The following is a 14,861-nucleotide window of genomic DNA, read 5'->3' on the forward strand; positions in this document are numbered from 1 at the left end:
TCAAGAGTTGAATGATGTCCGTGACCAGGGCGTCTGAAATTCACAGTTACCCCCCTCTTGACTTCGAAACTTGAAGGCATAGTCTCTGCAACGTTGCTTTTACCTTCAGGTGGTGGGCGGCGTGAAGTTGTGCGCCACTGGAAGGGCTCTCACCCCCACCCCCGGCACCGCTGCCGGTGGCCCGAGGAGTACACGTGACCAGCACAGCGAAGCCGCCAAGCGCCCGAGAGGCTCACCCCGACCATCTCGGCCATGTCATCTTCATCACGGCGGCGGCCGCGATGGGCGGCTTTCTCTTCGGCTACGACAGTTCCGTGATCAACGGAGCCGTCGAGGCCATCCGTGACCGGTACGACATCGGCTCCGGAACGCTCGCCCAGGTCATCGCCATCGCCCTGATCGGCTGTGCGATCGGCGCGGCCACCGCCGGCCGGATCGCGGACCGCATCGGCCGTATCCGCTGCATGCAGATCGCGGCCGTCCTCTTCACGATCAGCGCCGTCGGCTCCGCACTGCCCTTCGCCCTCTGGGACCTGGCCTTCTGGCGGATCGTCGGCGGCTTCGGCATCGGCATGGCCTCCGTCATCGGCCCGGCGTACATCGCCGAGGTCTCGCCGCCCGCGTACCGCGGCCGCCTCGGCTCCTTCCAGCAGGCCGCGATCGTCGTCGGCATCGCCATCTCGCAGCTCGTCAACTACGGCATCCTGCAGGCCGCCGGCGGCGACCAGCGCGGTGAGGTCATGGGCCTCGAGGCCTGGCAGGTCATGCTCGGCGTGATGGTCATCCCGGCCGTTCTCTACGGCATGCTGTCCTTCGCGATCCCCGAGTCGCCGCGCTACCTCGTCTCGGTCGGCAAGGAGGCGAGGGCCAAGGAGATCCTCGCGGAGGTCGAGGGCACGAAGGTCGACCTGGACGCCCGCATCGCCGAGATCGAGCACGCGATGAAGAGCGAGCACAAGTCCACCTTCAAGGACCTGCTCTCCGGCAAGGGCATCGGCGGTCTCTACTTCAAGCCGATCGTCTGGGTCGGTATCGGCCTCTCGGTCTTCCAGCAGTTCGTCGGCATCAACGTCGCGTTCTACTACTCCTCGACGCTGTGGCAGTCGGTCGGCGTGAACCCGACGGACTCGTTCTTCTACTCGTTCACCACGTCGATCATCAACATCATCGGCACCGTGATCGCGATGCTCCTGGTGGACCGCGTCGGTCGTAAGCCGCTGGCCCTGGTCGGTTCGGTCGGCATGGTCATCGGTCTCGCGCTGGAGGCCTGGGCGTTCTCGTACGACCTGGTGGACGGCAAGCTGCCGGCCACGCAGGGCTGGGTCGCCCTGATCGCGGCCCACTTCTTCGTCCTGTTCTTCGCCCTGTCGTGGGGTGTCGTCGTCTGGGTCTTCCTCGGCGAGATGTTCCCGAACAAGATCCGCGCCGCGGCGCTCGGTGTGGCCGCCTCCGCGCAGTGGATCGCCAACTGGGCCATCACCGCGAGCTTCCCGTCGCTGGCCGACTGGAACCTCTCCGGGACGTACGTCATTTACACAATCTTCGCCGCGCTCTCGATCCCCTTCGTGCTCAAGTTCGTGAAGGAGACCAAGGGCAAGGCGTTGGAGGAGATGGGTTAAGTCCCCGCTGCCATCTCCTCACCCTCGTCACTGCCCCGGCTCAGACCGCACGGTCTTCGAGCCGGGGCAGTACGTTTTCGCAGAACAGGTGCAGGCTGCGCCAGCCCTCGTCGACCGGCATACCGCCGGACAGCGGGTGCAGCACATAACTGTCGAGGTCCTGCTCCACGCACTCGTCGGGCGTGAGGATCCGGTAGACGCCCTCGGCGCGCAGCTCGTCGACCGTCGTGGCCCCCGATTTCACCGCCGACTTGATGTCGCCGGACTGCCAGGACGCGTACGTCCGCGCCTCGTGCAGGAAGTGCTCTCCGTGCTCGGCCCACACGCGGTCGGGGTCCTCGGCGACGTGCAGCAGCGGGGTGACTGCCGCGGGCATCATGGTCCAGCCCTCGGTGCCGTGCTCGACGAGCTGTTCCTTGTAGTACGCCTCGAGTTCGGGCAGATGCGCGCTCGGGAAGAACGGCAGGCCGAGGCGGGCCGCGCGCCGCGCCGCCGCCCGCGAGGACCCGCCGACCAGGAGCAGCGGGTGGGGCTGGGTGAACGGGCGCGGCGTGACGCGGACCGTGCGGCCGCGGAAGTCGAACTCCTCGCCCGTCCACGCCTTGAGCAGGGTGTCGAGGAGCTCGTCCTGGAGCTTGCCCCGCCGCTTCCACTCGACGTCGAACTGCCCGTATTCCTCGGGCCGGTAGCCGATCCCGGCGACGGTGACGAGCCGGCCGCCGCTGAGCAGATCGAGTACGGCGATGTCCTCCGCGAGGCGCAGCGGATCGTGCAGCGGGCCGATGATCGCGGAGACCGTGACGGCGATGCGCCGGGTCGCGCCGAAGACGGCGCCCGCGAAGGTGAAGGGCGACGGAAGCCAGTTGTTGGCGACGCCGTGGTGCTCCTCGGTCTGGACGGTGGAGATGCCGCGGTCGTCGGCGTACGCCGCCATCTCGACGGCCGCCCTGTACCGGGCGCTCAGCGATTCGGGCGTCGCCGCGGGGTCCACGAGGTTGAAGCGCACGACCGTGACGGGCATGAGAAGTCCCCCTTCACAGGGCGGAGTTGGGCCGCTGGTGAAGGGGGACGGTAGCTGACGGAGCGTCAGACAGCCAGGGTCTCGCGCTCCTCTTCGGCAAAGTCCTCGGACGGGACGGCGGCGGGTTTCGGCAGGGCCACGTACAGCAGGCCGGAGATCACGATCGTGGCGACCCAGCCGAGGCCGTACTCGCCGATCGGGTTGTTCGCGGCGAGCGGGCCGGTGAACCAGTCGGACGTGGTGAACATCAGGCCCCCGAGGAGGCCGATCGCCCAGGAGGCGGCGGCTGCCGGGCTGAAGCCGCCCGTGTACCAGTAGGCGCTGGTGCGCGTGGTGTCGACGAGGGCCTCGGCGTCGTACTCCTTGCGCCGCAGCATGTCGGCGCCGAAGACGCCGACCCAGGCCGAGAACGCCACCGCGAGCAGCGACAGGAAGGCGATGAACGAGCCCATGAAGCTGGTCGCGACGAGCATCAGGATGCCGCCGAAGATCAGCGAGATGAGCGCGTTGATCGAGACGGCCCAGTGGCGCGGGACCTTGAAGCCCAGGGTCTGGGCGGTGAAGCCCGCCGAGTACATCGACATCGAGTTGATCAGCAGCATGCCGACCAGGGCGATCAGGAGGTACGGGACCGCGATCCACAGCGGCAGGATCTCGCCGAGGAAGGAGACCGGGTCGGCGGCCGAGGCCAGGTCGGGCGTGGAGACCGCCATGACGGCGCCCATCAGGACCATCGGCAGGACGACGATGCCGGCGCCGCCGACCGAGTTGCGCACGATCGCGACCGACGAGGCCGTGCGTGGCAGGTAGCGCGTGAAGTCCGGCGACGAGGGGATCCAGCTGACGCCGCCCGCGGCGATCAGGCCGATACCGGCGACCATGAGCGACATCTTGCCCGCGGGCTGGTCGAAGACGCGGGTCCAGTCGGTATTGGCGATCAGGTAGGCCAGTACGAGGACCGAGAAGAGACCGAAGAGGTACGTCGCGTACTTGTTGCACTTCTGCACGGCGTTGATCCCGAGGCCGGAGATCACGAACGTCGTGACGACGAAGAGCAGCAGCGTGACGATCACCAGGACGTTGTTGCTCTTCACGCCGAAGAGGATGTCCAGGACGGTCAGTACGGCGTAGGCGCCGGTCACCGCGTTGATCGTCTCCCAGCCCCAGCGGGCGACCCAGATGAGCGAGCCCGGCAGCAGGTTGCCGCGCTGGCCGAAGACCGCGCGCGACAGGGCCATACCCGGGGCACCGCCGCGCTTGCCGGCGATGCCGATCAGGCCGACGAGGCCGTACGAGACAATGGGGGCGGCGATCGCGACGACGAGCGCCTGCCAGAAGTTGAGCTTGTACGAGACGACCAGGCTCGCGCCCATCGTGAGCAGCAGCACACTGATGTTGGCGGCGACCCAGGTGGGGAACAGCTCACGGGTCCTGGCGGTGCGCTCGGACTCGGGGACGGGCTCGATGCCGCGGGTCTCGAGTGCGCCTTCGGATTCGGCGGTCTTGCTCATGCGGTGGGGTTCCGTGCCTCTCGCTCGGCCCCGTGGGTGTGGGTGGGGGAGCCGGTGGGGGGTGTGGGGAGGGGACGCTGGGGACTCTACGCGCGTTGCATCATCCTCTTCCATCGTACTTTAGTCCGAGTAATCCACTCAAGTGGCTTATGTTCTTTGGAGGAACATACAAGGAAGGGCGTGTGACGGTCCACGAAATGGGCCATCACACGCCCTGGGTGCGCTGTGCGCACCCGGACTCGTATCCCGCGTATCGGTGGTACTGATACTGGACGAGTTGTGACTCCGCCCAGGGGCTTCTCGTCGACGCGCGATCGGACGACGGACCAGCCCGGCCCGCAGGGCACGCAGCCCTGCACGGACAGCGAAGGGGTATGGCGCCTGGTCACGCCATACTGGTGTCGTTATGGAAATCGTCATCCTTGCTGTAGTCATCGCCGTGGTCGTGATCGGCGCACTCGGCGGGCTCGTGGTCGGCAGCCGCAGAAGGAAGCAGCTGCCCCCGCCGCCCCCCTCCGTGCCCGACATCACCGCCCCTCCGGCCGAGCCGCACGTCGGCGAAGAGGCCGAGACACCGCGCGACGAACCCCGCCGCACGATCGAGGAGGTCGACCTCCCGCTCGTCGAGCCGGAGCCGTCCGCGCCCATCGCGGTGGAGGAGCCCCCGGCTCCGGCCGCGCCCGAGATCGAGATCCCCGAGCCGACCGCGGGGCGCCTCGTGCGCCTGCGCGCCCGGCTCTCCCGCTCGCAGAACGCGCTCGGCAAGGGGCTGCTCACGCTCCTGTCGCGCGAGCACCTGGACGAGGACACCTGGGAGGAGATCGAGGACACCCTGCTCACCGCCGACGTCGGCGTGCAGCCCACGCAGGAGCTCGTCGACCGGCTGCGCGAGCGCGTCAAGGTGCTCGGCACCCGCACGCCCGACGAGCTGCGCACGCTGCTGCGCGAGGAGCTGCTGCAGCTCCTCGTCCCGGAGTTCGACCGCGCGGTCAACACCGACTCGCCGCTCGACACCCCGGGCATCGTGATGGTCGTCGGGGTCAACGGCACCGGCAAGACCACCACCACCGGCAAGCTCGCCCGTGTCCTGGTGGCCGACGGCAGGAACGTGGTGCTCGGCGCTGCCGACACCTTCCGCGCCGCCGCCGCCGACCAGCTCCAGACCTGGGGCGAGCGCGTCGGTGCCCGCACCGTGCGCGGCCCCGAGGGCGGCGACCCCGCGTCCATCGCCTTCGACGCCGTCAAGGAGGGCATCGAGGAGGGTGCCGACGTCGTCCTCATCGACACCGCGGGCCGCCTGCACACCAAGACCGGCCTCATGGACGAGCTCGGCAAGGTCAAGCGCGTCGTCGAGAAGCACGCCCCGCTCGACGAGATCCTGCTCGTCCTCGACGCGACGACCGGGCAGAACGGCCTGGTACAGGCCCGCGTCTTCGCCGAGGTGGTGGACATCACCGGCATCGTGCTCACCAAGCTCGACGGCACGGCCAAGGGCGGCATCGTCATCGCCGTGCAGCGCGAGCTGGGCGTGCCGGTGAAGCTGATCGGCCTGGGCGAGGGCCCCGACGACCTGGCTCCCTTCGAACCGGAGGCGTTCGTGGACGCGCTGATCGGCGAGTAGCCGTACGGACGTCTCTTCACACAGGGAAGCGCCCGCTCCTCAGGGAGCGGGCGCTTCCCTGTGCGCGGGCCGTCGCTAGGGGTCTGTCTTCACATTCCCGCCTGCTCCCGGGCGGACGACGGGAAATGAAGGACAGGCCCTAGACCGCCGGGGAGCGATGGGCCACGTACGCCAGGGTGCCGAGGATGAGGCGGGCCTGCGGGGGCTGGGTCGCCGAGTCGAGTCCGGGGGCGCGCAGCCACCGGACCGGACCGAGGCCGCCGCGGTCGGAGGGCGGGGCGGTGATGTGGGTACCGGGGCCGAGCGCGTGCAGGTCGAGGGCCGCGTCGTCCCAGCCCATCCGGTAGAGCAGCGAGCCGAGTCCGGCGGCGGAGCCCGGCGCGACGAAGAAGTGGGCGCGTCCCTCGGGCGTCGCTGTCACGGGGCCGAGCGGCAGGCCCATCCGCTCCAGGCGGACGAGCGCGCGACGGCCGGCCGCCTCGGGTACGTCGATGATGTCGAACGCGCTGCCGACGGGCAGCATCACCGCGGCGCCGGGGAACTGCTCCCAGGTCTCGGTCACTTCGTCGAGCGTGGCCCCCGCCGGGACGGTCGGCGCGTGGTCGATGGGGTGGGCGCCGGGTTGGATGCAGTCCGCCCTGCCGCACGAGCAGGCGCCGCCCGAGGCGCGTGCCCCCGGCACCGCTTCCCAGCCCCAGAGCCCGGTGAACTCGGCCACCGAGGTGCAGTCCGACGCGCGGCCTGCAGCGCGGCCGCGGCGCCGCGCACCGGACCGGATGTCGAGAATCCCGCGGCTGCCGCCGATCGTGAAGCCCATGCCCCCTCCAACGGGTCCTGCGCACCGGTGGTTACGAGACGGAATCGGATCGTGACCCTCTGCTTCCGCGGGGCCGTGAACCACCGACTCGGGGCGGCGCTCCGTAGCTTCGGTAGTGGTGCGCCCGGTGCCGCACGCCCCGGCGTACACCGCTCCGCCCACTTTCGGCCGTCCTATGTCAAGTGAATCGTGTGTCGCGCTCCCCTAGTTCATTCGAAGGGGTGGCGAATGGTGGCGTTTCCGGGTTCGCCATGGCCGGAGGGGTGATCGTAGGATTACTTTCAGTACACAAGCCCCTGGGATGTGAGCACTCTTGGGTATGCCGGAGGCAAGTCGGTTTCCTGTTCGAGGAGTGACAACCACCGGACGGGCGGCCGCAGTTGACGGCATGCTGGTAGGGCTTGACGCACATCGCACCCCGCAGCAGCGGGGTGGCGAAGAGGTGGCTTCAGGGATGGAGGCGTTCCAGTGGGCGGCAGCGACGGAAGCGTGACGAACGCTGAGAAACGCCCCAATGAGCTGCTGAGCTCGTGGTTCCTGCGCAGCGGCTGGTCGAAGGGCGAGCTGGCGCGCCAAGTGAACCGCAGGGCACGGCAGTTGGGCGCCAATCACATCTCCACGGACACCTCGCGCGTGCGCCGCTGGCTCGACGGCGAGAACCCGCGCGAGCCGATCCCGCGGATCCTGTCCGAGCTGTTCTCCGAGCGCTTCGGCTGCGTCGTCGCGGTCGAGGACCTCGGCCTGCGCGCCGCGCACCAGTCGCCCTCCGTGTCCGGCGTCGACCTGCCCTGGACGGGTCCGCAGACGGTGGCGCTGATCGGTGAGTTCTCCCGCAGCGACCTGATGCTGGCGCGCCGCGGATTCCTCGGCAGCGCCCTCGCGCTCTCCGCGGGCCCCGCGCTCATCGAGCCCATGCAGCGCTGGCTCGTGCCCGCGCCCGGGACGCCGGCGGTGGAGCCCGACCCGGCGGCCCTGCGCCGCGGGAACCGGCTCTCGAAGCCGGAGCTCGACCTCCTGGAGTCGACGACGGTCATGTTCCGGCAGTGGGACGCGCAGTGCGGCGGCGGGCTGCGCCGCAAGGCCGTCGTCGGCCAGCTGCACGAGGTGACCGACCTGCTCCAGGAGCCCCAGCCGGCGGCCACGACGAAGCGGCTCTTCAAAGTCGCGGCCGAGCTGGCCGAGCTGGCGGGCTGGATGAGCTACGACGTGGGCCTCCAGCCCACCGCCCAGAAGTACTTCGTCCTCGCCCTGCACGCGGCCAAGGAAGCCGGCGACAAGCCGCTCGGCTCGTACGTCCTGTCCAGCATGAGCCGGCAGATGATCCACCTCGGCCGGCCCGACGACGCGCTGGAACTCGTCCATCTCGCGCAGTACGGCAGCCGCGACTGCGCCAGTCCGCGCACCCAGGCCATGCTGTATGCGATGGAGGCCCGCGCATACGCGAACATCGGGCAGCCCGGCAAGTGCAAGCGGGCCGTCCGTATGGCGGAGGAGACCTTCCACGACGCCGACGACTGGGACGACCCGGACCCCGACTGGATCCGCTTCTTCTCCGAGGCCGAGCTGCACGGGGAGAACTCCCACTCGTACCGCGACCTCGCCTATGTGGCGGGCCGCAGCCCCACGTACGCCTCGATGTCCGAGCCCGTCATGCGGCGCGCCGTCGAGCTCTTCGAGAAGGACCCCGAGCACCAGCGGTCGTACGCACTGAACCTGATCGGGATGGCCACGGTGCATCTGCTCCAGCGCGAGCCCGAGCAGTCCACGGTGCTCGCCGAGCAGGCCATGATCATCGCCAAGAAGGTGCGCTCCGAGCGGGTCAACACCCGTATCCGCAAGACCGTGGACACGGCGGTCCGTGAGTTCGGGGACGTCGCCGAGGTCACGCACCTCACCGAACAGCTCGCGATCCATCTGCCGGAGACCGCCGAAGCGGTCTGAACCCTTGTCCCCGGCCGCGGCCGGCCCTCCCGGACTGCCCGACTCGGCTCCCCCATTGCCAGGTCAACCGGACGGCCGCCGCGGCCGGTCTTTGTTGGTTGCGCCACGATAACGATCGCCTCACCCCGTATCAGGCAGTTCATTGACGCGTAACACGCACGACCTCTTCGTCACTGCGGCGAAACATCGAGGGGCGTCCACGGAAACGGCGCTGCACCATTCTCTTGGCGCATAACCGGCCCACCCCTCTTGACCGCACAGGCTTCGCCCGCACCGGGCCGTACCAACGACGAGGAGACGCCGATGCCCCCAGGCATCACGCTAGCCGCAGACACGCCCACGCTGTCTGCCGCCAATACAGGGTTCATGCTGATCTGTTCCGCCCTGGTGATGATCATGACGCCGGGACTCGCCTTCTTCTACGGAGGCATGGTCCGCGTCAAGTCCACCCTGAACATGCTGATGATGAGCTTCATCAGCCTCGGGATCGTCACGATCCTGTGGGTCCTCTACGGCTTCTCCGCCGCCTTCGGCACCGACCACGGCAGCCTGATCGGCTGGTCCTCGGACTACGTCGGGCTCAGCGGCATCGGCCTGACGCAGCTGTGGGACGGCTACACCATCCCGATCTACGTCTTCGCCGTGTTCCAGCTGATGTTCGCGATCATCACGCCTGCCCTGATAAGCGGCGCGCTCGCCGACCGCGTGAAGTTCAGCGCCTGGGCGCTGTTCATCACCCTGTGGGCGACGCTCGTGTACTTCCCCGTCGCGCACTGGGTCTGGGGCACCGGTGGCTGGGCGTTCGACCTCGGCGTCATCGACTTCGCCGGCGGCACCGCGGTCCACATCAACGCGGGTGCGGCCGCTCTCGGTGTGATCCTTGTGATCGGCAAGCGCGTCGGCTTCAAGAAGGACCCGATGCGGCCCCACTCGCTGCCGCTGGTGATGCTCGGCGCCGGTCTGCTGTGGTTCGGCTGGTTCGGGTTCAACGCGGGCTCGTGGCTCGGCAACGACGACGGTGTCGGCGCGCTGATGTTCGTCAACACGCAGGTCGCCACCGCCGCCGCCATGCTCGCCTGGCTGATCTACGAGAAGGTCCGGCACGGCGCGTGCACCACCCTCGGCGCCGCCTCCGGCGCGGTCGCGGGCCTCGTCGCGATCACCCCGTCCGGCGGCTCCTGCTCGCCGCTCGGCGCGATCGCCATCGGCGTCATCGCCGGTGTCCTGTGCGCCATGGCCGTCGGCCTCAAGTACAAGTTCGGCTACGACGACTCGCTCGACGTCGTCGGCGTCCACCTCGTCGGCGGTGTCATCGGCTCGCTCCTCATCGGCTTCTTCGCCACCGGCGGCGGCCAGTCCGACGCCAAGGGCCTCTTCTACGGCGGCGGCCTGACCCAGCTGTGGAAGCAGCTCGCGGGCGTCGGCGCGGTCCTCGCGTACTCGCTCGTCGCCTCCGCGATCCTCGCCTTCCTGATCGACAAGACGATCGGCATGCGGGTCAGCGAGGACGACGAGGTCTCCGGCATCGACCAGGTCGAGCACGCCGAGACCGCGTACGACTTCAGCGGCGCGGGCGGCGGCACGGTCCTGCGCTCGGCCGCGCCGGGCCCGGGCGGCGCCGTCCACGAGTCAGCAGATCAGACCAAGAAGGTGGACGCATGAAGCTCATCACCGCGGTCGTCAAGCCCCACCGGCTCGACGAGATCAAGGAAGCCCTCCAGGCCTTCGGCATCCAGGGCCTGACCGTCACCGAGGCCAGCGGCTACGGCCGCCAGCGCGGCCACACCGAGGTCTACCGCGGCGCCGAGTACACCGTCGACCTCGTACCGAAGATCCGCATAGAGGTCCTCGTGGAGGACGACGACGCCGAACAGCTCATCGATGTCGTGGTCAAGGCCGCCAGGACCGGCAAGATCGGGGACGGCAAGGTCTGGGCCGTCCCGGTGGAGACCGCCGTCAGGGTCCGCACCGGTGAGCGCGGGCCGGACGCGCTGTAAACGGAACAGAGGAGTCGCTGGGTGACGAGTATGGATGTGCAGACCGGAAAAGCGGACGACGACGATTCAGCACCCAGCGGCTATGCGGCGGCCCGGCTGCGCCTCCTCCAGGACGAGGCGCAGTCCGGGCCGCCGCGCCGTTCGGCCCTCGCCGGGCTGACCGACGACTGGCTCGCCGACCTGTTCACTGCCGGGGCGCGCGAGCTGACAGGGGTGTCACTCGTCGCCGTCGGCGGCTACGGGCGCGGGGAGCTCTCCCCGCGCAGCGACCTCGACCTGCTGCTCCTGCACGACGGCAGTGCCGGCCCCGGCGCCATCGCCTCCCTCGCGGACCGCGTCTGGTACCCCGTATGGGACCTGGGGCTCGCCCTCGACCACTCCGTCCGTACTCCGGCGGAGGCGCGTAAGACGGCGGGCGAGGACCTCAAGGTGCAGCTCGGCCTCCTCGACGCCCGGCACATCGCCGGCGACCTCGGCCTGACGGCGGGCCTGCGCACCGCCGTCCTCGCCGACTGGCGCAACCTGGCGCCCAAACGCCTGCCCGAACTGCGCGACCTGTGCGACGAACGGGCCGAACGCCAGGGCGAGTTGCAGTACCTGCTCGAACCCGACCTCAAGGAGGCCAGGGGTGGCCTCAGGGACGCCACCGCGCTGCGCGCCGTCGCCGCGTCATGGCTCGCCGACGCCCCCAGGGAGGGCCTCGCCGACGCGCGGCGCAGACTCCTCGACGTACGGGACGCCCTGCACCTGGCCACCGGCCGCGCCACCGACCGCCTCGCCCTCCAGGAACAGGACCAGGTCGCCGCCGGACTCGGCCTCCTCGACGCCGACACCCTGCTCCGCCAGGTCTACGAGGCCGCGCGCACCGTGTCGTACGCCAGTGACGTCACCTGGCGCGAGGTGGGGCGCGTGCTCAAGTCGCGGGCCGTGCGGCCGCGGCTGCGCGCCATGCTGGGCGGCGGGAGCAAGCCCGTCACCGAGCGGTCGCCGCTCGCCGAGGGGGTCGTCGAGCAGGAGGGCGAGGCGGTCCTCGCCCGCGCGGCCAGGCCCGAGCGCGACCCGGTGCTGCCGCTGCGCGCCGCCGCGGCCGCCGCCCAGGCCGGCCTGCCGCTGTCCCTGCACGCCGTCCGCAGGATGGCCGCCGCCGCGCGCCCGCTGCCCACGCCGTGGCCCGCCGAGGCCCGCGAGCAGCTCGTGACGCTGCTCGGCGCGGGCCGGCCGACCGTCGAGGTCTGGGAGGCGCTGGAGGCCGAGGGCCTGATCACGCGGCTGCTGCCCGACTGGGAGCGGGTGCGGTGCAGGCCCCAGCGCAACGCCGTGCACACCTGGACGGTCGACCGGCACCTCGTCGAGACCGCCGTGCGCGCCGCCGAACTCACGCGCCGCGTCGGCCGCCCCGACCTGCTGCTCGTCGCCGCGCTCCTGCACGACATCGGCAAGGGCTGGCCCGGCGACCACTCCGTGGCCGGCGAGATCATCGCGAAGGACGTGGCCGCCCGCATCGGCTTCGACCGCGCGGACGTCGCCGTCGTCGCCACCCTCGTACGCCACCATCTGCTGCTCATCGAGTCGGCGACGCGGCGCGATCTGGACGACCCGGCGACGGTGCGGGCCGTCGCGGACGCGGTCGGGTCCGTGGGGACGCTCGAACTGCTGCATGCCCTGACGGAGGCGGACGCGCTCGCCACCGGGCCCGCGGCCTGGTCCTCGTGGCGCGGGTCGCTCGTCACCGACCTGGTCAAGCGGGTCGCCGCCGTCCTCGCGGGGGAGGATCCCGGCGACGGCGACGTCCCCGCCGCGGCCGAGCCGACCGCCGAACAGGAGCGGCTGGCCGTCGAGGCCTTCCGCACGGGCGGCCCGGTGCTGTCCCTGCGCGCGCAGACCGAGGCCCCCGCCGACCGGGACGCGGAGGGCACCGGGGCCGCGCCCGCCGATCCGGAGCCCCTCGGCGTCGAACTGCTGATCGCCGTCCCCGACCAGCCCGGCGTGCTGCCCGCCGTCGCCGGGGTGCTCGCCATGCACCGGCTCACGGTCCGCACGGCGGAGCTGCGCGCCCTCGACCTGCCCGCCCAGATGCCGGGCTCGGTCCTGCTCCTCGACTGGAGGGTCGCCGCCGAGTACGGGTCCTTGCCCCAGGCCGCACGGCTGCGCGCGGATCTCGTACGGGCCCTCGACGGCTCCCTGGACATCGCCGCCCGGCTCGCCGAGCGGGACGCCGCCTATCCGCGGCGCCGCGGCACCGTCGCGCCGCCGCCCCGGGTGACGGTCGCCCCCGCCGCCTCGCGGCACGCGACGGTGATCGAGGTGCGGGCACAGGACGCACCGGGCCTGCTGCATCGCATCGGCCGGGCGCTCGATTCGGCGGACGTACGGGTGCGGTCCGCGCATGTGTCGACCCTCGGGGCGAACGCGGTGGACGCGTTCTATGTCACGCGGGCCGAGGGGGAGCCGCTCCCCGCGGCGGACGCGGCCGCTGTGGCGGGCGCGCTGGAAGGGGCGCTGCGGGGGTAGCGGGGCCGACGGGGAGACCGGCTCTTTTGTGGCGCCGGTCTCCCCGGGGCGCTTCGTACGGCCTCGGGAGCGCTTCGTACGAATGGGGTGGAGACCCCACTGGACACCTCCGGATACCCTGGAGGACGACCTGTCCGCCCGCCCTTCAACCCGAGGATTCGCGACCGCCGTGTTCGACACTCTTTCCGACCGCCTCGCAGCGACATTCAAGAACCTCCGCGGCAAGGGGCGCCTCAGCGAGGCGGACATCGACGCCACGGCGCGCGAGATCCGTATCGCCCTGCTCGAAGCGGACGTGGCCCTGCCCGTCGTCCGCGCCTTCATCAAGCAGGTCAAGGAGCGTGCGGCCGGCGCGGAGGTCTCCCAGGCGCTGAACCCCGCCCAGCAGGTCATCAAGATCGTCAACGAGGAGCTCATCGGCATCCTCGGCGGCGAGACCCGGCGCCTGCGGTTCGCCAAGAACCCGCCCACCGTGATCATGCTCGCGGGTCTCCAGGGTGCCGGTAAGACGACCCTCGCCGGAAAGCTCGGCCACTGGCTGAAGGGGCAGGGCCACACGCCGCTGCTCGTCGCCTGTGACCTCCAGCGCCCGAACGCCGTGAACCAGCTGTCCGTCGTCGCCGAGCGCGCCGGCGTCGGCATCTACGCCCCCGAGCCGGGCAACGGCGTGGGCGACCCGGTTCAGGTCGCCAAGGACTCCATCGAGTTCGCCCGGCAGAAGCAGTACGACGTCGTCGTCGTCGACACCGCCGGCCGCCTGGGTATCGACCAGGAGCTGATGCAGCAGGCCGCGGACATCCGCGACGCCGTCTCGCCCGACGAGGTCCTCTTCGTCGTCGACGCCATGATCGGTCAGGACGCGGTCAACACCGCCGAGGCCTTCCGTGACGGCGTCGGCTTCGACGGCGTGGTGCTCTCCAAGCTCGACGGTGACGCCCGTGGTGGCGCCGCCCTGTCGATCGCGCACGTCACCGGCCGTCAGGTCATGTTCGCCTCGAACGGCGAGAAGCTGGACGACTTCGACGCGTTCCACCCGGACCGCATGGCGTCCCGCATCCTCGGCATGGGCGACATGCTCACGCTGATCGAGAAGGCCGAGCAGACCTTCTCGCAGCAGGAGGCCGAGAAGATGGCCTCCAAGCTGGCCTCCAAGAAGGGCCAGGACTTCACGCTCGACGACTTCCTGGCCCAGATGGAGCAGGTCAGGAAGATGGGCTCCATCTCCAAGCTGCTCGGGATGCTGCCCGGCATGGCGCAGATGAAGGACCAGATCAACAACCTCGACGAGCGCGACGTCGACCGCACGGCCGCCATCATCAAGTCGATGACCCCGGCCGAGCGCGCGGACGCCGCGATCATCAACGGCTCGCGCCGTGCCCGTATCGCCCGTGGTTCGGGCGTCGAGGTCAGCGCGGTGAAGAACCTCGTCGAGCGGTTCTTCGAGGCCCGCAAGATGATGTCCCGCATGGCGCAGGGCGGCGGCATGCCGGGGATGCCCGGGATGCCGGGCATGGGCGGCGGCCCCGGCCGGCAGAAGAAGAAGCAGAAGCAGGCCAAGGGCAAGCAGCGCTCCGGCAACCCGATGAAGCGCAAGCAGCAGGAAGAGGAAGAGGCCGCGCGCCGCGAGGCCGCCGGCCAGAGCGGCAACGCGTTCGGACTGCCCGCCGCCGACCAGGACAAGAACTTCGAACTGCCCGACGAGTTCAAGAAGTTCATGGGCTGACCGGCCACTTCGTAGACATGTGTAAGGGGCGCCCGCCGTTGCGGGCGCCCCTTACACATGGGCGGGTCACGCGGCTCGCGCCGCCGCCCGACTGATCTCC

General features: G+C 70.3%; 10 protein-coding genes. 7 read left to right on the forward strand and 3 right to left on the reverse strand.

Annotated elements, in window-relative coordinates; translation table 11 throughout:
* Positions 1–194: 194 nt before the first annotated feature.
* A complete protein-coding gene (locus tag ACY0PA_RS29525) occupies positions 195–1,619 on the forward strand; it encodes a sugar porter family MFS transporter (protein ID WP_473080568.1) in 1,425 nt (474 codons plus the stop codon).
* A 40-nt stretch (positions 1,620–1,659) separates the two neighbouring features.
* Here the strand turns inward: ACY0PA_RS29525 and ACY0PA_RS29530 are convergent, their stop codons facing one another.
* Together ACY0PA_RS29530 and ACY0PA_RS29535 are read right to left on the reverse strand one after the other, a co-directional pair.
* Entirely contained in the window at positions 1,660–2,640 is a 981-nt protein-coding gene (locus ACY0PA_RS29530; RefSeq protein ID WP_473080569.1) for an LLM class flavin-dependent oxidoreductase, read from the reverse strand.
* A gap of 65 nt (positions 2,641–2,705) precedes the next feature.
* A complete protein-coding gene (locus ACY0PA_RS29535) occupies positions 2,706–4,151 on the reverse strand; it encodes a cytosine permease (RefSeq protein ID WP_473080570.1) in 1,446 nt (481 codons plus the stop codon).
* Positions 4,152–4,557: 406 nt separating this feature from the next.
* Between ACY0PA_RS29535 and ftsY the strand changes: the two genes are divergently transcribed.
* A complete protein-coding gene (ftsY, locus tag ACY0PA_RS29540; protein ID WP_473080571.1) occupies positions 4,558–5,772 on the forward strand; it encodes a signal recognition particle-docking protein FtsY in 1,215 nt (404 codons plus the stop codon).
* 139 nt (positions 5,773–5,911) lie between these two features.
* Here ftsY and ACY0PA_RS29545 read toward each other — a convergent pair whose 3' ends face one another.
* Positions 5,912–6,589, reverse strand: a complete 678-nt coding sequence (locus ACY0PA_RS29545) for a bifunctional DNA primase/polymerase (protein WP_473080572.1) — start codon at positions 6,587–6,589, stop codon at positions 5,912–5,914.
* A gap of 468 nt (positions 6,590–7,057) precedes the next feature.
* Here ACY0PA_RS29545 and nsdA point away from each other — a divergent pair, with 468 nt between their 5' ends.
* The 5 genes from nsdA to ffh all read left to right on the forward strand — a co-directional run bounded on the left by nsdA (position 7,058) and on the right by ffh (position 14,761).
* A complete protein-coding gene (gene nsdA / locus ACY0PA_RS29550; RefSeq protein ID WP_473080573.1) occupies positions 7,058–8,530 on the forward strand; it encodes a transcriptional repressor NsdA in 1,473 nt (490 codons plus the stop codon).
* Between the two features lie 303 nt (positions 8,531–8,833).
* Complete coding sequence (locus tag ACY0PA_RS29555; protein WP_473080574.1) at positions 8,834–10,192, forward strand: ammonium transporter; 1,359 nt, start codon at positions 8,834–8,836, stop codon at positions 10,190–10,192.
* Entirely contained in the window at positions 10,189–10,527 is a 339-nt protein-coding gene (locus tag ACY0PA_RS29560) for a P-II family nitrogen regulator (RefSeq protein WP_100595057.1), read from the forward strand. Before ACY0PA_RS29555 ends, ACY0PA_RS29560 begins: the two co-directional genes overlap by 4 nt.
* Positions 10,528–10,557: 30 nt before the next feature.
* Complete coding sequence (locus ACY0PA_RS29565) at positions 10,558–13,038, forward strand: [protein-PII] uridylyltransferase (RefSeq protein ID WP_473086472.1); 2,481 nt, start codon at positions 10,558–10,560, stop codon at positions 13,036–13,038.
* 169 nt (positions 13,039–13,207) lie between these two features.
* Complete coding sequence (gene ffh / locus ACY0PA_RS29570) at positions 13,208–14,761, forward strand: signal recognition particle protein (RefSeq protein WP_473080575.1); 1,554 nt, start codon at positions 13,208–13,210, stop codon at positions 14,759–14,761.
* Positions 14,762–14,861: the final 100 nt, after the last annotated feature.

Source organism: Streptomyces sp. DS1-CR2 (genome assembly GCF_055760475.1).

Bases quoted from the DNA above. Each gene is read 5' to 3' on its own strand.
- ACY0PA_RS29565 (WP_473086472.1), top strand. From the start codon at position 10,558: ATGGATGTGCAGACCGGAAAAGCGGACGACGACGATTCAGCACCCAGC.
- ftsY (WP_473080571.1), top strand. From the start codon at position 4,558: ATGGAAATCGTCATCCTTGCTGTAGTCATCGCCGTGGTCGTGATCGGC.
- ACY0PA_RS29530 (WP_473080569.1), bottom strand. From the start codon at position 2,640: ATGCCCGTCACGGTCGTGCGCTTCAACCTCGTGGACCCCGCGGCGACG.
- ACY0PA_RS29560 (WP_100595057.1), top strand. From the start codon at position 10,189: ATGAAGCTCATCACCGCGGTCGTCAAGCCCCACCGGCTCGACGAGATC.
- ACY0PA_RS29555 (WP_473080574.1), top strand. From the start codon at position 8,834: ATGCCCCCAGGCATCACGCTAGCCGCAGACACGCCCACGCTGTCTGCC.
- ACY0PA_RS29535 (WP_473080570.1), bottom strand. From the start codon at position 4,151: ATGAGCAAGACCGCCGAATCCGAAGGCGCACTCGAGACCCGCGGCATC.
- ACY0PA_RS29545 (WP_473080572.1), bottom strand. From the start codon at position 6,589: ATGGGCTTCACGATCGGCGGCAGCCGCGGGATTCTCGACATCCGGTCC.